The sequence below is a fragment of the Nocardioides sp. NPDC058538 genome, assembly GCF_042719275.1.
Lineage (GTDB): Bacteria > Actinomycetota > Actinomycetes > Propionibacteriales > Nocardioidaceae > Nocardioides.
In genome coordinates this window covers 35,837-57,989 of the sequence record NZ_JBHXNY010000017.1, presented here as the reverse complement: position 1 = coordinate 57,989, position 22,153 = coordinate 35,837, and the positions used below count along the sequence as shown (strand labels likewise).

20 protein-coding genes are annotated in these 22,153 nt (G+C 69.0%); 11 read left to right on the top strand and 9 right to left on the bottom strand.

Going from position 1 to position 22,153, the window contains the following annotated elements:
* Window positions 1–145: 145 nt before the first annotated feature.
* A complete protein-coding gene (locus tag ACFWQC_RS16430) occupies window positions 146–1,261 on the bottom strand; it encodes a glycosyltransferase (protein WP_378679900.1) in 1,116 nt (371 codons plus the stop codon).
* Between the two features lie 114 nt (window positions 1,262–1,375).
* Here ACFWQC_RS16430 and ACFWQC_RS16425 point away from each other — a divergent pair, with 114 nt between their 5' ends.
* Window positions 1,376–3,586: an Eco57I restriction-modification methylase domain-containing protein gene (locus tag ACFWQC_RS16425; protein WP_378679898.1), complete on the top strand. Its 2,211-nt coding sequence runs from the start codon at window positions 1,376–1,378 to the stop codon at window positions 3,584–3,586.
* Between the two features lie 92 nt (window positions 3,587–3,678).
* Here ACFWQC_RS16425 and ACFWQC_RS16420 read toward each other — a convergent pair whose 3' ends face one another.
* Window positions 3,679–4,527, bottom strand: a complete 849-nt coding sequence (locus tag ACFWQC_RS16420; protein ID WP_378679895.1) for an acyl-CoA thioesterase domain-containing protein — start codon at window positions 4,525–4,527, stop codon at window positions 3,679–3,681.
* Window positions 4,528–4,662: 135 nt separating this feature from the next.
* Between ACFWQC_RS16420 and ACFWQC_RS16415 the strand changes: the two genes are divergently transcribed.
* The 6 genes from ACFWQC_RS16415 (at window position 4,663) to ACFWQC_RS16390 (ending at window position 10,413) form a co-directional block, all read left to right on the top strand.
* The gene (locus ACFWQC_RS16415; RefSeq protein WP_378679892.1) at window positions 4,663–6,045 is read left to right on the top strand and encodes an NAD-dependent succinate-semialdehyde dehydrogenase; all 1,383 of its coding nucleotides are present in this window, start codon (window positions 4,663–4,665) and stop codon (window positions 6,043–6,045) included.
* Between the two features lie 42 nt (window positions 6,046–6,087).
* Window positions 6,088–6,846, top strand: a complete 759-nt coding sequence (locus ACFWQC_RS16410; RefSeq protein WP_378679889.1) for an alpha/beta hydrolase family protein — start codon at window positions 6,088–6,090, stop codon at window positions 6,844–6,846.
* A 306-nt stretch (window positions 6,847–7,152) separates the two neighbouring features.
* Window positions 7,153–9,360, top strand: coding sequence for a DEAD/DEAH box helicase (locus ACFWQC_RS16405; protein WP_378679886.1), 2,208 nt, complete (start codon window positions 7,153–7,155; stop codon window positions 9,358–9,360).
* Window positions 9,361–9,452: 92 nt separating this feature from the next.
* On the top strand, window positions 9,453–9,593 hold the full coding sequence (locus tag ACFWQC_RS16400) for a hypothetical protein (RefSeq protein WP_350659602.1): 141 nt from the start codon (window positions 9,453–9,455) through the stop codon (window positions 9,591–9,593).
* 108 nt (window positions 9,594–9,701) lie between these two features.
* On the top strand, window positions 9,702–10,070 hold the full coding sequence (gene trxA, locus ACFWQC_RS16395) for a thioredoxin (protein WP_378679882.1): 369 nt from the start codon (window positions 9,702–9,704) through the stop codon (window positions 10,068–10,070).
* 43 nt (window positions 10,071–10,113) lie between these two features.
* Window positions 10,114–10,413 (top strand): chorismate mutase, encoded by a 300-nt coding sequence (locus ACFWQC_RS16390; protein WP_378679880.1) that lies wholly within the window; start codon window positions 10,114–10,116, stop codon window positions 10,411–10,413.
* Window positions 10,414–10,425: 12 nt separating this feature from the next.
* Here ACFWQC_RS16390 and ACFWQC_RS16385 read toward each other — a convergent pair whose 3' ends face one another.
* Window positions 10,426–11,754 carry an FAD-binding protein gene (locus ACFWQC_RS16385; protein WP_378679877.1) on the bottom strand — a complete coding sequence of 443 codons (1,329 nt, stop codon included), beginning with the start codon at window positions 11,752–11,754 and terminating at the stop codon, window positions 10,426–10,428.
* Between the two features lie 140 nt (window positions 11,755–11,894).
* On the opposite strand from ACFWQC_RS16385, the gene ACFWQC_RS16380 reads away from it, so the two are divergent.
* Window positions 11,895–13,025, top strand: a complete 1,131-nt coding sequence (locus tag ACFWQC_RS16380) for an endo-1,4-beta-xylanase (RefSeq protein WP_378679874.1) — start codon at window positions 11,895–11,897, stop codon at window positions 13,023–13,025.
* Window positions 13,026–13,105: 80 nt separating this feature from the next.
* Window positions 13,106–13,294, top strand: coding sequence for a hypothetical protein (locus ACFWQC_RS16375; protein ID WP_350844385.1), 189 nt, complete (start codon window positions 13,106–13,108; stop codon window positions 13,292–13,294).
* A gap of 12 nt (window positions 13,295–13,306) precedes the next feature.
* On the opposite strand, the gene ACFWQC_RS16370 is transcribed toward ACFWQC_RS16375, so the two are convergent.
* From ACFWQC_RS16370 to ACFWQC_RS16345, 6 genes are all read right to left on the bottom strand, one after another.
* Window positions 13,307–14,821 (bottom strand): CoA-acylating methylmalonate-semialdehyde dehydrogenase, encoded by a 1,515-nt coding sequence (locus ACFWQC_RS16370; RefSeq protein WP_378679871.1) that lies wholly within the window; start codon window positions 14,819–14,821, stop codon window positions 13,307–13,309.
* A 23-nt stretch (window positions 14,822–14,844) separates the two neighbouring features.
* Entirely contained in the window at window positions 14,845–16,146 is a 1,302-nt protein-coding gene (locus ACFWQC_RS16365) for an aspartate aminotransferase family protein (protein ID WP_378679868.1), read from the bottom strand.
* A 240-nt stretch (window positions 16,147–16,386) separates the two neighbouring features.
* Window positions 16,387–17,427, bottom strand: coding sequence for a TIGR03842 family LLM class F420-dependent oxidoreductase (locus ACFWQC_RS16360; protein WP_378679867.1), 1,041 nt, complete (start codon window positions 17,425–17,427; stop codon window positions 16,387–16,389).
* A 4-nt stretch (window positions 17,428–17,431) separates the two neighbouring features.
* On the bottom strand, window positions 17,432–18,856 hold the full coding sequence (hydA, locus tag ACFWQC_RS16355; protein ID WP_378679865.1) for a dihydropyrimidinase: 1,425 nt from the start codon (window positions 18,854–18,856) through the stop codon (window positions 17,432–17,434).
* Between the two features lie 73 nt (window positions 18,857–18,929).
* Window positions 18,930–19,778 (bottom strand): nitrilase-related carbon-nitrogen hydrolase, encoded by an 849-nt coding sequence (locus tag ACFWQC_RS16350; RefSeq protein ID WP_378679862.1) that lies wholly within the window; start codon window positions 19,776–19,778, stop codon window positions 18,930–18,932.
* 100 nt (window positions 19,779–19,878) lie between these two features.
* Entirely contained in the window at window positions 19,879–20,178 is a 300-nt protein-coding gene (locus tag ACFWQC_RS16345; RefSeq protein WP_141803049.1) for a hypothetical protein, read from the bottom strand.
* 250 nt (window positions 20,179–20,428) lie between these two features.
* On the opposite strand from ACFWQC_RS16345, the gene ACFWQC_RS16340 reads away from it, so the two are divergent.
* Both ACFWQC_RS16340 and ACFWQC_RS16335 read left to right on the top strand, forming a co-directional pair.
* Window positions 20,429–21,706: a DUF445 domain-containing protein gene (locus ACFWQC_RS16340; protein ID WP_378679859.1), complete on the top strand. Its 1,278-nt coding sequence runs from the start codon at window positions 20,429–20,431 to the stop codon at window positions 21,704–21,706.
* 199 nt (window positions 21,707–21,905) lie between these two features.
* Entirely contained in the window at window positions 21,906–22,148 is a 243-nt protein-coding gene (locus ACFWQC_RS16335) for an RNA-binding S4 domain-containing protein (protein WP_141803051.1), read from the top strand.
* The last annotated feature ends 5 nt before the right edge of the window (window positions 22,149–22,153 follow it).

The following is a 22,153-nucleotide window of genomic DNA, read 5'->3' as shown; positions in this document are numbered from 1 at the left end:
AGTTCCTGGATGCTTGGCGTCGTCAGGGTGCGTGCATCGCAAGGCGGCGTCGTGAAGTCATACCGGGCGTCTTCCGAGCGGCGCCAACGCGGCGAGGTGCGTGCCATGGCGGCGCGAAGTGCCTAGGAACTTCTGGGACGTGCCGCTAGGCCACGGCGGTCTCGTCGTAGCTGTCGGTGAGGAGCTGGACGATGTCGGGGACGCCGAGCGCGAGCCGGTTGAACCGCGGTGACTCGGCGGCGACTTCCAGGTGCTTGGCGAGCTCGACCTCGTCGCGGGCCCACGGGATCAGGCCGGCACGGTCCAGGTTGACCGAGTTGGCGGCGCCGTGGCCGGAGATCGAGCGGTAGGTGATCACCGGCGTGCCCGAGGCCAAGGCCTCGAGCGAGGTGAAGCCGCCGGCGTTCTGGACGACGCAGTCGCTGGTCGCCATCAGGGCACGTACGTCGGTGCGCCAGCCGAGTGCCACGACACCGGGGATCCGCTCCAGGCGGCGCTTGAGACAGGGGTCGGTCGCGCAGAGGACCACCGGGGTCATGTCGCTGTGCTCGAGGATGTCGCGGGCGGTCTGCTCGAGCGCACCGGCGCCCAGCGAGCCGCCGGTGACCAGCGCCCGCGGACCCTCCAGGTCGAGGTCGGCGAGTGGATCGGGGAAGAACTGCCCCGGCACGTACGCCGCCCCCGGCGGGACCAGCGGCTGGACGACCGCCGCGGTGCCGCCGAGCATGCGCGCCTCACGTGCGGCGACCTCGTGGATGGCGAGGTTGAGGTCCATGCCGGGGTTGATCCACAGCGCCGGGACCGCGGCGTCGGTGAGGTAGGTGACCGCGGGCACGGTGAGCTGTCCGCTGGTGCGCAGGTGGCCGATGACCTGCGAGCAGAACGGGTGGGTGGAGATGACCAGGTCGGCGCCGCGCATGGCCTCGGTGAGGTTGCGCGTGGAGAGACGCAGGAGCTGGTTGAACGGCTTGTGGAGCGGGCGCCCCGGCATGACCAGGCTCATCGTGGTGCCCCACGAGTCGGGGCTGACCTGGAGCTGCATCTTGTAGCCGACCTTCAGCCCGTGCCCGAGCCGCCAGGGCATCAGGTCGACGAAGTCGAAGATCTCGACGTCGCATCCGGCCTCCCCGAGTGCTCGTGAGATCTCCCGGGAGGCCGAGTTGTGGCCGGCGCCGTAGCTCGCGGAGATGATCGCCACGCGGGGAGCCGTGCCGGGCCGGATGTGAAGGAGGGGCCCGAGCCGCTCCGAGTCGATGGACATGCGCCGGATTCTGTACGCACGTTGTGACGTTGTGGTGAACAGGGGCACCCCGGCGCGTCACTCTTCACCATCGGTTCGTCTCCCCGAACCTGCGGGCGTTCTATGGTTCATCCTGTGATCACGCCCCGGGCACTGCGCACTCGAGCGCGGTCGGCGGTTGCCGAGCTGGGCGGTGGCCCCTCGGCGGTGGCGGCGGTGATGCGCAGCGTCGTGGCGGGGTTCGCGCGGGCACGGGGGATGGTGCTCACCGATGCCGCCCTCGATGCCGCTGGGTTGTTGTCGTGCGCGGACGGTCCGAAGTCGGATCATCTGCTGTCGAACTATCTGTTCCTGGATGGGGCCGCGGTCGACGATCTGGTTCTGGAGGAGATCGGTTACGTCTACGAGGCGCTCCTCGAGGTCTCCTCGCGGCGCGACAACGGCGTCCACTACACCCCGCCCGAGCTCGCCGACGAGGTCGTCGCCCACGCCCTGGCGCCGGTCGCCTCCGCAGACGCGGCCGTGGTCGACATCGCCGCCGGGACCGGCGTCTTCCTCCTCGCCTCCGCCCGCTATCTGGCGTCCTCGTGCGGGCGGCCCGTGGCCGAGATCGTCACTTGCTGCCTCTACGGTGCCGACATCGACCCGGTCGCGGTCGACATCGCCAAGCTGTCCCTCTGGCTGCTCTGCGAGGACCCCTCGCTCCCGCTGACCTTCCTCGACGACCGGATCCTGTGCGGCAACTCGCTCGTCGGGCTCGTCGACGCCGAGGAACTTCCTGGCGGCCTCGCCGACCCGAAGGCCTACGCCGACGCCATGGTCGCGGTCGCGCTGCCGTTGGGCGGTCGGCCGGGGAGGCGGCTGACCGAGGCGTACGCATCGCTGGGCCGCTGTCGGCGCCTGCCCGTTCCCGCCGTCCGGCCGATCCACTGGGCGCTTGCCGCGCCCGAGGTGATGGCCCGCGGCGGCTTCGACGCGGTGGTCGGCAACCCGCCCTACCTCGGGGTGAAGCGGGTGCGGGACGCGATCGGCCAGGAGCTGAGGGACTACCTCGCGCACACGCTCGCCGCCGGCACGACGAGGCGGGCCGACTACATCATCTACTTCCTGCTCCGGGCCGCTGCCCTCAGCCGCGGTGAGATCGGGCTGATCACGACCGACTCGATCAGCGAGGGAGACACTGCTCGCTTCGGCCTCGGCACGCTCCTGGACCGCGGCTGGCAGGTCGCTCGGGCGGAGCGATCGGCCCCGTGGCCGACGGCGGGCGTGCGGTTCGCGAAGATCTGGCTCACCACCCGGCCGCTCGAGAGCGCGTGGCTCGACGGGCGCTCGGTACCGGCGATCACCGGGACGCTCGAGGACGGCTTCTCGCTCCCGGAGCCGGCACGGCTGGACCTCGAGGTCCCCCTTCCGCACGGCTATCAGGGCACGATCGTGCTCGGGCGCTCGCTCGTGCTGACCCCGTCCGAGGCGGAGGCGCTCGGACGCGGTCCGCTCGGGCGCACCGTGCGGCCCTATCTCAGCGGTGAGGACCTGGTGACGCCCTGCGGCTCGACCGCCTCCCGCTTCGTGCTCGACGTCGGCAAGCTGGGCCTCGAGGAGCTCGCCGAGGACCGCGCGCTCGCGCGTCGGGTGCGCTCGAAGGTACGCGCCGAGCGCCGCCGCCAGTTCGTGAAGTACCCCCAGCTCAAGGAGCGCTGGTGGGGCTTCCTCAGCCCCGTCGACGAGCTCTACCGCGACGCCGCCGGGCTCTCGCACGTCATCGCGTTCAGCAAGCACAGCAAGCACCTGTGGCCCGTCCTGGTCGGTGCCGACCACGTCTTCTCCAACGGGCTGGTCGTCTACCCGACGCAGGACGCGGCGGCGTACGCGTTCCTGGCCTCCGACCTCCATCGCGTCTGGGCGGTACGCGCCGGCGGCACCATGCTCAACACCGCCTACCGCTACAACCCCTCGCGCCTGCGTGCCACCTACCCGTTCCCTGCGGACCTCGGGCCGCTGCGCCCGGCCGGCGTTGCGCTCCTCGCGGCCCTGGACCGGGTCGGCGAGGAGCGCCGGCTCGGCATCACCGGCGTACTCAACCTCGTCGGCGACCCCGACACCCACGACCCCGCGACCACCGACCTCAGGCAGGCGATCGCCGACGTCAACCACGCCACCGCCCGTCTCCACGGCATCGACGAGTCCCTGGCAACCCCCGACTTGACCCCCTCCGGCTTCGGCCTCACCCCGACCCGCCAGCGTGCCCTCATGGCCGCTCTCGTCGACCAGAACCTCGCCCTCGCCGAGAAGGCCCAAGCGCCGGCCGAGACGTCAGGTACGTCGGCCGAGACGTCACCACGGTGACGCCTCGGCCGACGGGGGTGACGCCTCGGCCGACGGGGGTGACGCCTCGGCCGACGGGGGTGACGCCTCGGCCGACGGGGGTGACGCCTCGGCTAGACCGGCGTGGCGGGACCACCCTCGCCCGGAGCGGTGAAGTCGACGGTGCGCTTGGCATTGGCCAGGGCGGTGACGGTGGCGGTGCCGATGGTGCCCTCGCGGTCGAAGACCTCGGCGGTGCCGACGGCGATGCCCTCGCGAGCGACGTGGTCGATGGTGGCGAGGCCGACCTCCATGCCGGCCGGCCGGCGGGCGAGGGCCAGCGAGATGTCGGTGTTGATCCACTCGACGCCGTTGCTGCCCCAGTTGGTGACCATCGAGGTGGCATCGGCGATGGAGGCCACGGTCTGGAACGGGGTCATCGGCTCGCCGGCGACGGTCGGTACGGCGACCTGCCAGGTGACGTGGCGCCCGGAGTTCTGGTGCTTGCCGAAGTCGTCGGACCAGGGGTTCTCGGAGACGAAGAACGGTACGTGCGGCTCGGAGGTCGGCGGCGCGATCTCGAGCGGCGGGGGAGTGGCGCGGTCGGTCGCCGACCAGACCTCACCGGCCGGGTTCTCGCCGGCGAGCAGGTAGGTGCAGGTCGCCCGGGCGACGACCCGCTCCTCGCCCTCGCCGGAGGACTGGACCATCTCGGCGTCGAGCAGCGCGATCCGCGGGCCGTTGCGTACGACCCTCGTGCGGATCCGCGTCGGCATCATCCGCGGCGGTCGGAACAGGTCCACGTGATAGCGGGAGGGCACCAGTTCCGAGGCACGTCCGAGCTCCTCGATCTGGTCCTCGAGGCCGCGGGCGATCAGGCCGCTGGCGGCCACTCCGTGCATGTGGTCCTCGGCCCACATGCTGCGAGCCATCGGCGTAGGCTCGAAACCATCATCGGTGCGCTGGAAGAATGCGAGATCCATGCGGACATTCTAGAACGTGTCCTAACTTCGGATTCAGTTGCGAAAACCGGTAAAGAGTAACGGTTCCGTCATCAAAAGCGCTCCAAAACCACGTACCATCGCACCAAAAGCAGCCCCCGATCGAAGAGGATGACGATGAGCACCACGCCTCCCTACCAGGTGACCGACCCCGCAACGGGCGAGGTGATCGAGACCTTCCCGTTCGCCACCGACGCCGAGGTGGAGGAAGCGCTGGAGCGGTCCAAGAAGGCGTACGCAGCCTGGCGCTCGACCCCGATCGAGGAGCGTTCCGCGATCGTGAAGCGCGCCGCGGACCTCTTCACCGAGCGGGCCGCGGAGCTCGGGAGGATCATCCGCACCGAGATGGGCAAGAAGGCCTCCTCCGGCGCCGGTGAGGCCGAGTTCTCCGGCGAGATCACCGCCTACTACGCGGATCGCGGCGCCGACCTGCTGAAAGAGACCGATCTTCCCGGCCACGAGGGCAAGGCGGTCATCCAGCGCCTCCCGCTCGGCCCGGTGCTCGGTGTCATGCCGTGGAACTACCCCTATTACCAGGTCGCCCGCTTCGCCGCGCCCAACCTGGTCGCCGGCAACACCGTCATCCTCAAGCACGCCGAGAACTGCCCGCGCTCCTCGGCCGCGATCGCGAAGATCTTCGAGGACGCCGGCCTTCCCGAGGGCGTCTACCAGAACCTCTACGCCACCCACGAGCAGATCGCCACGATGATCGCCGACCCGCGGGTCCGCGCGGTGTCCCTGACCGGCTCCGAGCGCGCCGGCACGGCGGTCGCCGAGGCCGCCGGCCGCCACCTGAAGAAGGTCGTCCTCGAGCTCGGCGGCTCCGACCCCTACATCATCCTCGACTCCGACGACATCGACGAGGCCGCCGAGACCGCCTGGGCGACCCGGTTGGAGAACGTCGGCCAGGTCTGCAACGGCAACAAGCGGATGATCGTGAACGAGGGCGTCTACGACGACTTCGTCGCGGCCCTCACCAAGCGCGCCGCGGCGATGAAGCCCCTCGAGGGCGAGGACGGCGACGACACCGCCTACTCCCCGCTGGTGGCCCGCAAGGCCGCCGAGGCGCTGCGTGCGCAGATCCAGGACGCCGTCGACAAGGGCGCCACGCTCCACGCCGGCGGCGAGATCTCCGACGGTCCCGACGCCTTCTTCGCCCCCGCGGTCCTCACCGGTGTCACGCCGGAGATGCGCGCCTACACCGAGGAGCTCTTCGGCCCGGTCGCCGTCGTCTACAAGGTGAGCACCGACGAGGAGGCCGTCGAGCTCGCCAACGCGGTGGAGTACGGCCTCGGCGGCGCCGTATTCTCCACCGACGAGGCGCGCGCGATCGCTGTTGCCCAGCAGCTCGAGGTCGGCATGGCCAACGTCAACACGCCGGCCGGCGAGGGTGCCGACGTCCCCTTCGGCGGCACCAAGCGCTCCGGTTTCGGTCGCGAGCTCGGCCCGCTCGGGATCGACGAGTTCCTCAACAAGCGTCTGTTCTACGTCGAGCGCTGAGCACGCCTGATCGGTCCCGCCAGATTCTGAGAGAATCCTGGCGTGGCTGAGAAGGTGACCTTCAAGAGTACGTCCGGACCCATGCTGGCCGGTCTCATCGACCTGCCCGAGGGTGTGGTGCGTGGCTGGGGCGTGTTCAGTCACGGCTTCACCCTCGGGAAGGAATCTCCGGCGGCCGCGCGGATCTGCAAGCAGCTCGCGGCCGAGGGCGTCGGGATGCTGCGCTTCGACAACCTCGGCCTGGGCGACTCCGAGGGCGACTGGGGCGACGGCTCTTTCACCCACAAGGTCGCCGACACCGTCGAGGCGACCCGCTTCATGGCCGAGCGTGGCACCCCGGCGGAGCTGCTCGTCGGCCACTCCTTCGGTGGTGCGGCTGTCCTCGCCGCAGCCAACGATGCCGTCGGTGTCGACGCCGTGGCCACCGTGGGTGCCCCGTTCCAGCCGGCACACGTCGAGCACAACTACGACGCGGTGCTCTCCCGCGTGCTCGAGGACGGCCAGTCGCCCTGGATGGCCGGCGGCAAGTCCCTGACCCTGCGCAAGCACTTCGTCCATGACGTACGCCGCGCCGATCTGCGCCAGAAGATCATGCAGCTCAAGAAGCCGCTCCTGGTCATGCACAGCCCGACCGACACCACGGTCGGCATCGAGAACGCCTCCGACATCTTCAACACCGCCCGCCACCCGCGCTCCTTCGTGGCGCTGGAGGGCTCCGACCACCTCCTCACGAAGAGGGGCCAGGCCCAGCGCGCCGCCCGGATCATCTCGGCGTGGGCGGATCAGTACCTGATCGACTGAGGCTCATCCGAGGCCTGGCTGAGCCCCGTGTTTGATCAATTGACAGAAAACGCGGAACGAGACTACCGCTAACGGGTGTGGGTGGGGTTACACTCGCTGCAAGCGCCCGGCTCGTGGACGTTCGTCGTGGGGACCGAACGAGTCACTGGCCCGGTCGATGAGGCGCCGATCGCGCGTATCCGCTGTTTGGACGCGGTCGTCAGTCGTCTGCCATTGATCTGCGTGAGCCCTGGGAGGGCGACCGGCCGATGAGGGTCGGCTTTTGGACATGCCACTCACCCGTGCGTGGCCCCAAGGAGGAATCAGTTGGCTCAGGGAGCCGCTACCCGGCGCAACAACCGGTCCGGCCGTTCGCGTAGCAACGGCAATGCCGGCAAGTCCGGGCAGAACGGTCGCCGCAAGGGCGTCCACAAGGACAACGAGGGCATCATTCCGGTGCTCGCGCAGGTCGTCCGCGAGGTGGAGTCGGCCGTGCAGCGCCGCTCGGCGATGCCCGACGTACGGACCAAGTTCCAGGTCGTCGCGCTCCTCGCCCGAGACGAGCGCCACCGCGTGCTCGAGGACGAGACCCTCAACGAGGGTCGCCGCGCCGAGCAGCTCAAGCGTCTGGACGGGATCGCCACGATCCTCGCCAAGACCGCGACCATGGACTCGCGCCTGTTCGAGCTCCTCGCCGAGGATGCCGAGATCTCCGATGCCGCCGTCGACCTCAAGCACGAGCTGATGGCCCGCGGTGGCGTCGACGTGCCGGAGGACGAGGACGAGGACGAGGACGAGACGCCCGCCGTCGTGGTACCCGACAAGCGCGTGGTCCCGACGAGCGTCATCCAGCGTCAGCTCTCCAACCCGTTCCTGGTGCCCGACTTCACCAACGCCCGCCCGCCGGTGCACGCCCGCCGCCTGTCCGGCTGGGAGCTCCTCGGGCCACTGTTCCGAAGCTTCGAGTACGCCGACTCCGGCCCCTCCTGCATGCCGCTGCCCGAGCCGCCCGCCTACGGCCCCGGCCACATCGACGCGCCCGGCAGCCGCGAGCTCATGCACCACCAGGCCCAGCTGGTCGCCTCGGCGGCCGAGGGCCACCGCTCCTACCTGCTGGCCGACGAGCCCGGCCTCGGCAAGACCGCGCAGGCGCTGCTCGCCGCGGAGGCGGCCAACGCCTACCCGCTGCTCGTGGTCGTGCCCAACGTCGTCAAGGCCAACTGGGCGCGCGAGGTCAACCTCTGGACGCCGTCGAAGAAGGCGACCGTCGTGCACGGCAACGGCGAGGACATCGACGGCTTCGCCGACATCATCGTGGTCAACTACGAGATCCTCGACCGTCACGTCGGCTGGCTCGGCGAGTTCGGCTTCAAGGGCATGGTCGTCGACGAGGCCCACTTCATCAAGAACAAGTCCTCGCAGCGCTCCCAGCACGTCCTGGCCCTCTCGGAGAAGATCCGGACGCGTACGGCCAACCCGCTGCTGATGGCGCTGACCGGCACCCCGCTGATCAACGACATCGAGGACTTCCGGGCGATCTGGCAGTTCCTCGGCTGGATCGACGACGTCAAGCCGCTCAACGGCCTGCTCGAAGGCCTCGAGGAGACCGGGCTGACCCCGCAGGACAACAGCTTCTACGGCGCCGCCCGCCGCGTCGTCGTCAACCAGGGCATCGTGCGCCGCCGCAAGATCGACGTCGCCAGCGACATCCCGGCGCGTCGCGTGGCCGACCTGCCGGTGGAGCTCGACGATGCCGAGGGCCGCTCGATCCGGGCCGCCGAGGCCGAGCTGGCCAAGCGGATGATGCAGCGTTACGACACCGCGATCGAGACCCGGGTGACCGGCGCCAAGCCGGCCCCCGGCGAGCTGGACCTCGAGCTGATCCGCCGCGTCGCCACCTGGGAGCGCGAGGACCAGGACGCCTCCACCGGCGAGAACGTCTTCGGCATGATGCGCCGCATCGGTCGCGCGAAGGCCTCGCTGGCCGCCGACTACGCCGCCCAGCTGGCGCGCAACGTCGGCAAGGTCGTCTTCTTCGCCAAGCACATCGAGGTGATGGACACCGCGCAGAAGCTCTTCGAGGAGCGCGGCATCCGCTACTCCACGGTCCGCGGCGACCAGACCTCGAAGGCCCGCGAGAAGGCCATCGACGAGTTCATGAACGACCCCGAGGTCAAGGTCATCGTCTGCTCGCTCACCGCCGCCGGTGTCGGCATCAACCTGCAGGCCGCCTCCAACCTGGTCCTGGCTGAGCTCTCCTGGACCGACGCCGAGCAGACCCAGGCGATCGACCGTGTCCACCGCATCGGTCAGACCGAGCCGGTCACCGCTTGGCGCATCATCGCCTCGCAGACCATCGACACCCGGATCGCCGAGCTGATCGACTCCAAGGCCGGCCTCGCGGCTCGCGCCCTGGACGGCTCCGACGAGGAGGTCACCGACTCCGCCGACGTGCAGCTCGAGGCCCTGGTCTCGCTGCTCACCGACGCTCTGCGCAAGCGCGAGTCCGGCCGGCGCGGCCGACGCGCCGCCTGAAGCCGACCCGGGACTCGTCCCGGCCCATCCGGGCCCCATCTCAGGGGGAATCCTGAGGCGGGGCCTGGGTGGTGCGGCGTACGCTGGATCACATGTTCTGGATTATCTTGCTGGTCATCGCAGCGGCTGTCGGTGGATACGTGTTCCGGGTTCCGATCGTCGCCAAGCTGACCGGGCAGCCACGCAGCCGCATCGAGCGGCAGATCGGGCCGAAGGCCAAGCGCCTCCCCTGATCCCCACGAGCAATCTGCACGGGGAATCCTCAGTGGTGCACGTGCGTTGAGACGTACGTGCCCGCCGATCCGGCGCGCCACCCACCCCATACCGGAAGTGAGAGCCCCATGCCCACCGTCGAGCTCGGAGCAGAGAACTTCGAGAGCACCGTCACCGACAACGAGATCGTCCTCGTCGACTTCTGGGCGTCCTGGTGCGGCCCGTGCCGCCAGTTCGGCCCGATCTACGACGCAGCCTCCGCAGAGCACCCCGAGATCGTCTTCGGGAAGGTCGACACCGAGGCCGAGCAGGCGCTCGCCGGTGCCGCCAACATCACCTCGATCCCGACGCTGATGGCCTTCAAGAAGGGCAACCTCGTCTTCTCCCAGCCCGGCGCGCTCCCCGCGCCCGCGCTCAAGCAGGTCATCGACGCCGTCGTCGAGCTCGACATCGACAAGGCGCTCGCTGACCAGGCCTCGAAGGAGTCCGGCGAGTAAGACTCGTCGCGGATCCATGGCTCGCATCAGGTTTGATAGCGCTGTGACCGAACCCGATAGTGCCGCCCACGACGAGCTCATCCGCCTGCGCGGCAGCATCGACAACCTCGACGCCGCCCTTGTCCACCTTCTCGCCGAGCGCTTCAAGTGCACCGAGCAGGTCGGCCGGCTGAAGGCGCGCGCGGGCTTCCCGCCCGCCGATCCCAGCCGCGAGGCGGTTCAGATCGAGCGACTGCGCCGGCTCTCCGACGACGCCGGCCTCGACCCCGAGTTCGCCGAGAAGATCCTCAACGTGATCATCGCCGAGGTGATCCGCAACCACCGCCAGTTCGTCGAGGACTGAGCGGACTCGACCTCAGCCGAGCACCCGGTCCAGCCAGGCGTTCCAGAACCGACGGTCCGGGTCGAAGCGGCGAACCAGCTCCTTGAAATCGTCCCAATGCGGGAAGCTCGCGCCGGGATCCGCCGTGGCGAAGAGCTTGCCCCAGTGCGGCCGGGTGCCCGCCGGAAGCCGTTCCTCCAGGTCGGGCAGGAGATCGCGTACGCCGACGGGGTCGGCCTTCCAGGTGAAGTGCAGCGCCAACGTGTCCGTGCCGTAGGCGGGGGAGAGCCACAGCTCATCGGCGGCGACTGCGCGAATCTCGCTCACCTGCAGGAGCGGCCGGACCCGGTCGGCGAGCGATCGGACGGCGTCGACCGCCTCCTGTGCACGATCGAGCGGCACCAGGTACTCGCTCTGCAGCTCCGCGCCGACGCTCGGCTGGAAGTCGAGGCGGAAGTGGGGCAGCCGCTCGTGCCAGGGTCCGGGCACGCCGAGCTGCTCGGTGCACGGGGCCGGGTCGAGGCCGGGAACGACGTGCCGCGGCCCGGTCGCGAGCACCGTCCCGGGGAGCTCCGGAGTCGTCGAGCGCGACTTCACCCAGACCCGGGCGGCCGACCCGTCCGCGCTGCGCGCGGTTACTCCCTCGCTCGGCACGAGCGGACGAGCAAGCTCGCCGCTCGACCTCGCTCCGGTCGTCTCGGGTTCGTCGGCCCAACGCGTGAAGATCGACACCGAGTAGGCCGCGCCGAGGATCTCGGTGAGGTGTTCTCGCAGGTCAGCGTAGGTGAGACCCTCGTGGACCGTCTGTGCGACCTGGTAGGTCGGGGAGGTCAGCAGCTCGAGATGGGTCACGATCCCCAGCGCGCCGATGCCGACCACGGCCCCGGCGAAGTCGGGCGAGCCGACCTCCAGCCGCACCAGGTCGCCGCGCCCGTCGACGATCTCCAGCGCGGTCACGGAGGTGGCCAGCGAGCCGTTGCCGACCCCGGAGCCATGGGTGCCGGTCGCGACCGCGCCGGCGACCGAGATGTGGGGGAGCGAGGCCAGGTTGGGCAGCGCCCGGCCGTGCTCCTGCAGCCAGGCGGCGAGCTCGCCGTAGCGCATCCCGCCGGGAACCCGGACCACGTCCCCGGCCAGGCTCGGCGACGTCCCCAAGCCGTCGAGCGAGACCAGCACCCCCGGTGTGTCCGCGAGATCGGTGAAGGAGTGCCGAGACCCCAGTGCGCGCAGCCGCGGCTCGCGCCGCACGAGGTCGCGTACGTCCTCCACGGAACGTGGTCGCGCCAGCTCGCGCGCGGTGTAGTCGTAGCTGCGTGCCCACGTCGATCCGGGAGCTTCGCGGGCAGAGGTCTCGGTGGGCATGGACCGGATCGTAGCCGGGATCCAGCTTTGGTGCCCGCCTTCAGAAAACGTTATCGACAACGATTGACAAAGTCGCGCGCCTGTCGCCATCCTGATCCCTGTCTGTGATGCCGATCACACTTAGTGCACCTGGAGGCACCGTGAAACTTCGTCACATCGTCGTGACCGTGGTCGCGGCGGCGACCGTCACCGCGACCGCGTCATCCATGGCCCAGGCCGAGCCACGTGGCTTCCGGCCCCCGTCCGACTCGCTCCGCTCCTACGCTTCCCAGATCGGGCTGCACCTCGGTGTCGCCGCCAATCCCGAAGTGCTTGCCGACGAGGATCTCGCCGGCATCGCCGCGAACGAGTTCTCCAGCATCACCCCCGAGAACGAGATGAAGTGGGAGACCGTCGAGCCGACCCGTGGCACCTACGACTGGTCGGGCGCCGACGAGGTCGTCGAGTTCGCCCGCGCCCACGGCCAGAAGGTGCGCGGCCACACCCTGCTCTGGCACAACCAGAATCCCGCCTGGCTGACGGAGGGCGTCAACAACGGCACCATCAGCAACGACGAGCTCCGCGGGATCCTCAAGAAGCACATCACCGACGAGGTCGCCCACTTCCGCGGCAAGGTCTACCAGTGGGACGTCGCCAACGAGTTCTTCACCGACACCAACCCCTCGCGGCTCAACCCGGACAACTTCTGGGTCTCCCGGCTCGGACCCGAGGTGGTCGCTGACGCCTTCCGCTGGGCCCATCGGGCCGACCCGAAGGCGCGGCTCTTCTACAACGACTACAACATCGCCGGCGAGGACGGCCACAACGCCAAGGCCGACGCGGTCTACGCCTTCGTCAAGAGCCTGGTCGCCCAGGGCGTACCCATCCACGGTGTCGGCAATCAGGGCCACCTCGACACCCAGTACGGCTTCTCCGGCGAGCGCTTCCGCGCCGACCTGCAGCGCTATGCCGACCTCGGTCTCGAGGTCGCGGTCACCGAGGCCGACGTACGCACCTTCGTCGACTCCGCCGAGACCCAGGTCCCCACGGACAACCTGGCGCTCTTCGCCCACCCCTACGAGTTCTCCCAGATGCTCCAGGCCTGCCTCGCCGTACGCGCCTGCACGTCGTTCACGGTCTGGGGCATCGACGACACCCACTCCTGGGTACCTGGCTGGTTCGAAGGGGAAGGCTATGCGCTGCTCTGGGATGTGAACCGGCAGCCCAAGGAGGCGTACACGACCTTGAAGCAGGATCTCCGCCTCGCCCTGGGGGCACCACGCCGGCGCTGAGCCGCAGCGATCCGTGGCGGCACCCGGGTGGCGGTGGTCTACTGGAGACCGAGCACACGGATCGATCTGAGCGAGGGTAGATGAGCGAGAACGCAGCAGAGGCAGACCTCGAGGAGCAGGCGACCGATGTCGTGAAGGAGGCCGTCGACGACGAGGCGCCTCTGGATGCCGAGGAGACGGTGACCTCGACGCCGGACGACGTCAACGAGGCCGACTACGCCGAGCAGAAGCTCGACGCAGTCGGCCCCGACGACGACTACGACTACTGACCCGGCTGGGACCTAGGAGTTCTGCGGGAACCCCAGGTTGATCCCGCCGTGCGACGGGTCCAGCCACCGGGTGGTGACGGCCTTCTCCCGGGTGAAGAAGTCCAGCCCCGAGGGGCCGTACGCCTTCGCGTTCCCGAACAGCGAGGCCTTCCAACCACCGAAGGAGTGGTAGGCGACGGGCACCGGGATCGGTACGTTCACGCCGACCATCCCGACCTGCACCTCACGCTGGAACCGGCGGGCGGCGCCGCCGTCGTTGGTGAAGATCGCGGTGCCGTTGCCGAACTCGCCGGAGTTGATCAGCTCGAGGCCCTCCTCGTAGCCGGAGACGCGGATGACCGAGAGCACCGGGCCGAAGATCTCCTCGGTGTAGACGATCGACGTGGTCGGCACCCGGTCGATCAGGGTTGGCAGGATCCAGAAACCGTTGGGGTCGCCGTCGACCGAGCCCTCAGAGTTCAGTGCAGCGCGGCCGTCGACGACGACCTCGGCCCCGTCGGCCGCGGCCACGTCGACGTAGCCCGCCACCTTGTCCCGGTGGGCGCCGGTGATCAGTGGCCCCATGTCGGTGTCCCGGGTGCCGTCGCCGGTCTTGAGCGTGGCCATCCGCGAGGTGATCTTCGAGATCAGGCTGTCAGCCACCGAGTCGACCGCGAGGACCACCGAGATCGCCATGCAGCGCTCGCCGGCTGATCCGAAGCCCGCGTTGACCGCCGAGTCGGCGACCAGGTCGAGGTCGGCGTCGGGCAGCACGAGCATGTGGTTCTTGGCGCCCCCGAGCGCCTGGACCCGCTTGCCGGCGGCGGTGCCGCGCTCGTAGACGTAGCGGGCGATCGGGGTGGAGCCGACGAAGGAGATCGAGGCGACGTCGGGGTTGTCGAGGAGCGCGTCGACCGCCTCCTTGTCGCCGTGCACGACGTTGTAGACGCCGTCGGGCAGCCCCGCCTCCGACCACAGCTCCGCGATCCAGCTGGACGCGGTCGGGTCCTTCTCCGAGGGCTTGATCACGACCGCGTTGCCGGCCGCGATCGCGATCGGGAAGAACCACATCGGCACCATGGCCGGGAAGTTGAACGGGCTGATGATGCCCACCACGCCGAGCGGCTGCTTGAGCGTGGTCACGTCCACGCCGGAGGAGACCTGCTCGGAGACCGTGCCCTTGAGCAGGTGGGAGAGCCCGCAGGCGAACTCGACGACCTCGATCCCGCGGGCGATCTCGCCGGCGGCGTCGGAGAGCACCTTGCCGTGCTCGGCGGTGAGGATCTCGGCGAGCTCGCCCTTGCGGGCGTTGAGCAGCTCGCGGAACTTGAAGAGCACGGCCGTACGCCGGGTGAGCGAGGTCTCGCTCCACTCTTCGAACGCCTTCTTGGCCGCGGAGACAGCGGTGTCGACGTCAGCGGCGGAGGCGAAGCGTACGCGCTTCTGGACGGTGCCGAGCGCGGGGTTGTAGACGTCGCCGAGACGGGTGCCGGTGCCGGGGTTGGTGGCCCCGCCGATCCAGTGGTCGAGGATGGGGAGGTCGGTCATGTCATGCGTCCTTTAGAGAGCTGTTACAGCGAGCCGAGCACGTCGTCGTAGATCGAGATCGCCTCGGCGACCTCGTCGGGGGTGACGACGCACGGAGGCACCACGTGGATGCGGTTTTCCATGATGAACGGGATCAGGTTGCGGGCGATGAGGTCGGACTTGATCCGGCCCACCGTGGCGGCCGGCAGCGGCTCCCGCGTCTCGCGGTCGGCGACGAGCTCGAGGGCCCAGAAGACCCCGGTGCCGCGTACCTCGCCGATCACGTCGTGCTTCTCGGCCAGCGAGGCGAGGCCGGGGGCGATGTGGTCGGTGCCGATCGTCGCGGCGTTGTCGACGATGCCCTCCTCGTTCATCGCCTCGATGGTCGCCACGATCGACGCCATCGCGAGCGGGTGGCCGGAGTAGGTGAGCCCACCGGGGAAGACCAGGTCGTCGAAGGTGGCCGCGACCGGGTCGGAGATGATCACCCCGCCGGCAGGTACGTAGCCGGAGTTGACGCCCTTGGCGAAGGTGATCAGGTCGGGAACGACGTCGTAGGCGTCCAGGGCCAGCCACTCGCCGGTGCGGCCGAAGCCGGCCATGACCTCATCGAGGATGAGCATGATCCCGAACTCGTCGGCCAGCGCCCGGACCCCGGGGAGGTAGCCCGGCGGCGGGATCATGATCCCGGCGGTGCCGGGGATGGTCTCGAGGAGGATCGCCGCGATCGACGCGGGCCCCTCGGACTCGATGACGCGGCGCAGGTGCTGAAGGGCACGCTCGGCCTCCTGCTCCGGCGTGGTCGCCCAGAACTCCGAGCGGTAGAGGTAGGGGCCGAAGAAGTGGACGTGGCCGCGGGCGTACTCGTTCGGGATCCGTCGCCAGTCGCCCGTCGCGACGATCGCCGCCCCGGTGTTGCCGTGGTAGGAGCGGTAGGTCGAGAGCACCTTGTCGCGGCCGGTGTGGATGCGCGCCATCCGGATCGCGTTCTCGACAGCGTCGGCCCCGGCGTTGGTGAAGAAGACCTTGTTGAAGCCCACCGGGGCGATGTCGGTGATCCGCTCGGCCGCCTCGCCGCGGGTCAGGTTGGCCGTCGTCGGCGCGATCGTGGTCAGCGTCTCGGCCTGCTTCTTGATCGCCTCCACCACCCGCGGGTGCTGGTGGCCGATGTTGGTGTTGACCAGCTGGGAGGAGAAGTCGAGGTACGTGTGCCCGGAGTCGTCCCACACCTTCGAGCCCAGACCGCCGGCGATGACGAGCGGTTTCAGCGACCCCTGGGCGGACCAGGAATGGAAGACGTGGGCACGGTCGAGGTCATAGGCACGGGCGTCGCTGGCGCTGGTCAAGGCTGTCCCCTGGGGTGCGTGGATGGACATGGATCTGGCTTTCGCGCTTTGCGCGCTCACTCCCTCGCTCGGCGCGAGCCGACGAGCAAGCTCGCCGCTCGACCTCGCTCAGGTCGTCTCTCACTCTACGCCGGAGGCAGCGGGGTTGCCGCTGATCCGGGATACTGATTACGACGGTATATCAGGATAGCGGCTACGTTTTCGTTACATTCTCACGCCACAATCAACGAAATCGCGCGCTCATGCCTTCGTGGTCACCGGCCGGTTGACCCTCGGGATCACCAGATCGCCGTACGCGGCCAGGGTCTGGTCCATCGCGTCGTGCTGCAGGTAGACGGCGAACTGGTCGACGCCGAGGCTCTTGAGCTGCTCGAGCTTGGCGACCTGCTCCTCGACCGAGCCGAGGAGGCAGAACCGGTCGACGATCTCGTCGGGCACGAACTGGGTGTGGGTGTTGCCGGCCCGCCCGTGCTCGTTGTAGTCGTAGCCCTCGCGGTTCTGGATGTAGTCGGTGAGCGCCTGCGGGACCACGGTGGTCGAGCCTGTCGGGGCCCCGTACTTGGAGACGATGTCGGCGACGTGGTTGCCCACCATCCCGCCGAACCACCGGCACTGCTCGCGGGCATGATCCAGCGCCTCGGGCGACCCGTCGGTGACGTACGCAGGTGCGGCCACGCAGAAGGTCAGCGACTCCGGGTCGCGGCCGGCGTCGGAGGCCGCCTTCTTGACCGCCCCGATCATCCACGCGGTGATGTCGGGGTCGGCGAGCTGCAGAATGAACCCGTCGCCGACCTCTCCGGCGGCCTTCAGCGCGAGCGGGCCGTAGGCGGCGATCCACACCTCCAGCTCGGAGCGCTTGGCCCATGGGAACTGCAGCGTGGTGCCGTTGATCTCGACCGGGCGCCGGTTGGCGAGCTCGCGGATCACCCGGGTCGCCTCGCGCATCTCCTTGATCGTCGACGGCTTCCCGTTGAGCACTCGCACCGCCGAGTCGCCGCGCCCCATCCCGCACACGGTGCGGTTGCCGAACATCTCGTTCAGGGTCGCGAAGACCGACGCGGTCACCGTCCAGTCGCGGGTCGCCGGGTTGGTCACGAACGGGCCGACCTTGATGGTGCGGGTCTCGGCGAGGATCTGGCTGTAGATGACGTACGGCTCCATCCACAGCAGGTGGCTGTCGAACGTCCAGACATAGTCGAAGCCGTACGCCTCGGCCTGCTTCGCCAGGGAGACGACCCGCCAGGCGGGCGGGTTGGTCTGGAGGACGACACCGAAGTCCATCACGTCACACCAGGTACTGGGAGAGGTCGCGCTTGAGGTAGCTGCCGTGGCCCTTGGTGCCCTTGAACTCGCCGTCGGCGACGACCACGGACCCGCGGGAGAGCACCACGTCGACGTGTCCGTCGATCTCGTAGCCCTCCCAGGCGGAGTGGTCCATGTTCATGTGATGGGTCTTGCCGACCCCGATCGAGGTGTGACCCGCAGGGTCGTAGACGACGATGTCGGCGTCCGCCCCCGGAGCAATGACCCCCTTGCGGCCGTAGAGCCCGAACATACGCGCCGGTGTGGTCGCGATCAGCTCCACCCACCGCTCGAGCGTGATCTGCCCGGTCACCACGCCCTGGTAGAGCAGGTCGACGCGGTGCTCGATCGACCCGATCCCGTTGGGGATGGCCCGGAAGTCGTCCTTGCCGAGCTCCTTCTGCTCCTTCATGCAGAAGGGGCAGTGGTCGGTGGAGACCATCTGCAGGTCGTTGGTGCGCAGCGCCTGCCACATCGCGTCCTGGTGGCCCTCCTCGCGCGAGCGCAGCGGCGTCGAGCAGACCCACTTGGCGCCCTCGAAGTCGCCCCACTCCTCCGACCTCGCGCCGAGCTGGTCCTCGAGGGTGAGGTAGAGGTACTGCGGACAGGTCTCGCCGAACACGTTCTTCCCGTGGTCGCGGGCCGCGGCCAGCTGCGCGACCGCCTGCTTGGCGCTGACGTGCACCACGTAGAGCGGGGCCCCGGTCACGTCGGCGAGCATGATCGCCCGGTGGGTGGCCTCCTCCTCCATCTGCCAGGCACGCGCGATGCCGTGGTAGTAGGGAGACGTCTTGCCGGACTCGGCCAGCTGCGCGGCGAGCACGTCGATCGCCGGCCCGTTCTCGGCGTGCATCATCGTCAGCAGCCCGTGATCGGTCGCCTTCTGCATCGCTCGCAGCACCTGCGCGTCGTCGGAGTAGAAGACACCCGGGTAGGCCATGAAGAGCTTGTAGGAGGTGATCCCCTCGTCCACGAGCGTGTCCATCGCCTTGAGCGAGTCGTCGTCGACCCCGCCGATGATCTGGTGGAACCCGTAGTCGATGGCGCAGTTGCCGGCGGCCAGCTCGTGCCAGTGCGCCAACCCGTCCTGTACGCGTTCGCCGTAGCGTTGCACCGCGAAGTCGATGATCGTCGTGGTGCCGCCCCAGGCCGCGGCCCGGGTGCCGGTCTCGAAGGTGTCGCTGGCGTTGGTGCCACCGAACGGCAGCTGCATGTGGGTGTGGGCGTCGACGCCGCCGGGGATGACGTACTTCCCGGTCGCGTCGATGGTCACGTCGGCGTTGATCTCGCCGAAGGGGCTGGCGCCGGGGGAGATCAACGCGACGATCTTCTCGCCGTCCACCAGCACGTCTGCCTGGGTGCGCCCGGTCGACGAAACGACCGTCCCGCCTTCGATGAGGGTGATCACGGGGTGCTCCTCTCCGCTGGTCGAGCCGCCGGAGCCGCAAGGCGGAGGCGTGTCGAGACCAACACGGTCGTTGTCAGGGTCGGGGGATGGCGGTGTACGAATCGGGCCGCCGGTCGCGGTAGAACTGCCAGTCGTCGCGCATCTCCTGGACCATGCTCATGTCCAGGTCGCGTACGAGCAGCTCCTCCTTCTCGCCCGAGCCGAGCTCGCCCACGTAGTTGCCGCGAGGGTCGACGACCTGCGACATCCCGTAGAAGTTGACCGCCTCCTCGCCGTACTCGTTGTCCTCCAGCCCGACCCGGTTGGGTGCGAGCACGAAGTAGCCGTTGGCGACCGCGGCGGCGGGCTGCTCTATCTCCCAGAGCCGGTTGGAGAGACCGGGCTTGGTGGCGTTGGGGTTGAAGACCATGTGGGCCCCGTTGAGTCCGAGCTCGCGCCAGCCTTCGGGGAAGTGGCGGTCGTAGCAGATGTACATCCCCACCTTCCCGACCGCGGAGTCGAAGACCGGGTAGCCCAGGTTGCCGGGGCGGAAGTAGAACTTCTCCCAGAACTTCTCCACGTGGGGCAGATGGTTCTTCCGGTACTTGCCGAGGATCGTGCCGTCGGCGTCGACGAGCACGGAGGTGTTGTAGTAGACCCCGACCTCCGCCTCCTCGTAGATCGGCAGCACCATCACGATGCCCAGCTCCTTGGCCAGGCTCGCGAAGCGCTGCACTACGGCTCCGTCGGCAGGCTCGGCGTAGCGGTAGTACTTCTTGTCCTGGGTGATCCCGAAGTAGGGCCCGTAGAAGAGCTCCTGGAAGCACATCACCTGGGCGCCCTGGGCGGCGGCGTCCCGCGCGAAGCCCTCGTGCTTGTCCAGCATGGAGACCTTGTCCCCGGTCCAGGTGGTCTGGCTGATTGCGGCTCTGACGATCGTCATGCAACTACCTCCCGACTCACATACAAGCACGCCGCCGCGACCCGTGGGGTCGCGACGGCATTTTTGCTTCAGACGATGAGGTGCTTGAAACCCTGTTGCGCTAGGCGGCGGTCGCCGGATGACGTACGACGACGTGCTCGACCGCCCTGGCGAGCTCCTCGCGGAGCTCGGGCGCGAGCTGAGGGCAGTCGACGGAGAGGAACAGCTCCATCGCGGAGCGGGTCGCACGGGCCCGCTCGCCGGGCGTGCCCTCTGAGAGGGTCGGCGCGATCTCGGCGAGATGGGCACTGGTCTCGACCACGGTGTTGCAGTCGTGCGGGGTGAGTGGGGCGCGGGCCTCCCGGCCGGCGCGGACGAGGACGCTCAGAACCTCCACCTTGGCGGCGGTGGTCAACGACATAGCGCTCCTCGACGAGTCGAACAGATGCGACCCCACACCGTCCGCTTTGTGCGACGACATGTATCTCCTCGGTGGGACGTGTGCCTCCCCCGAGGCACTCTCGACCACTCCAACGAGCAAGGGAAGGGATCGGTGATGCCCTTGGGTGCTTTGTAACTGACCTGTGGGCCAACCCGTGAGTAGCCTATAGAAACGCTGGTCCTGGTGTTGCAGATCGCCTCGCGTGGGACGACCCGGCACAATTGAGCCCATGAGTTCTCCTGGGGGCGCCGGCATCGGCGGCCTGATGGTCGAGACCGAGGCCGATGTCGTACGCCGCCAGGCACTGCGCCGCATGCGCTTCGTCGCCACCGGTCTCCTGGTCGTTGCCGCCATCGTCTATCTGTTGACCCTTCGGCTGGACGGGTTCTGGGGGTTCGTGAACGCCGGTGCCGAGGCTTCCATGGTCGGCGCGATGGCCGACTGGTTCGCGGTCACGGCGCTGTTCCGCCACCCGCTCGGGCTGCCGGTGCCGCACACCGCGCTGATCCCGAAGCGGAAGGACGAGCTCGGCGCCAGCCTGGAGGAGTTCGTCCAGGACAACTTCCTGCAGGAGGAGACGATCCGCGAGCGGCTCGGTGTCGCGATGCCGTCGCTGCGGCTCGCGCTCTGGCTCGCCGAGGAGCCCAATGCCAAGCGGGTCGTCGACGAGGTCTCCACCGTGGTCGCCGACGGGCTCTCCCGGATCAGCAACCGGCACATCGTCGAGATCATCCAGGACGGGTTCGTACCTCGCCTGCGCGAGGAGCAGATCGCACCGCTCCTCGGCGGCACGCTGCAGGCGGCGCTGGACGACGGCGTCCATCACGGTCTGGTCGACCTGGCGCTGGTCGAGCTGCACGGCTGGCTGGAGGAGAACGAGGAGATCGTCACCGAGGTGCTCGGCGAGCGGGCGCCGTGGTGGACGCCCCAGGTGCTGCGTGAGCCGGTGACCGCCCGCATCCACGTCGAGCTGGTCCGCTGGATCGCCGACATCCGCGACGACCCCGAGCACCGTGCCCGCAAGGCGATCGACACGATGCTCGCCGACCTCGCCGACAACCTGCAGCACGACCAGGCGACCATGGAGCGCGCCGAACGGCTCAAGGAGCGGGTGCTCGACCACCCCGGCGTCATCAACACCGCCATCTCCATCTGGGATGCCCTGCGCCGTGCACTGACCACCTCGCTGCGCGATCCCGAAGGCGTCGTCCGTCGCCGCGCCCTGGACGAGGTCGTCCGCTACGCCCAGAAGGTCGTCCTCGACGAGGCCCTCCAGCGCCGCTACGACGCGCTCGCCTCCGACGTGGCCGTCTATGTCGTCAAGCGCTACGGCCGCGAGGCGACCACCGTCATCACCCACACCATCCAGCGCTGGGACGGCAAGCAGGCCGCCCGCCGCATCGAGCTCTTCGTCGGCCGCGACCTGCAGTTCATCCGCATCAACGGCACCATCGTCGGTGGCCTCGTCGGCGTGATCATCCACACCGTCGCCGTCCTGATGGAGTGACCCGCCGAGGTGTCGGATACGTCGGCCGAGAGGTCACCCGCGTCGGCCGAGACGTCACGTACGTCGGCCGAGACGTCACGTACGTCGGCCGAGATGTCATCTCGTGCCAACTCGGCCGACGTACGCGACGCCTCGGCCGCCCGCAGTGACGCCTCGGCCGTTTTTTGTGACGTCTCGGCGAGAGAGGAGGATGGGTGCCGTGAGTGAACCCTTCGACGTACCCATCAGCGACGAGGTCATCCGGCTCGGTCAGTTCATGAAGCTGGCCAACCTGGTCGAGGCCGGCTCCGAGGCGCGCCCGGCGATCACCGCGGGTGAGGTGAAGGTCAACGGTGAGATCGAGCTCCGTCGAGGCCGTCAGCTCCGCCTCGGCGACGTCGTCGAGTACGCCGGCCAGGCGGCCCGGGTATCGGACGAGGCCGACTTCGACGTGCCCTGGTAGGACCT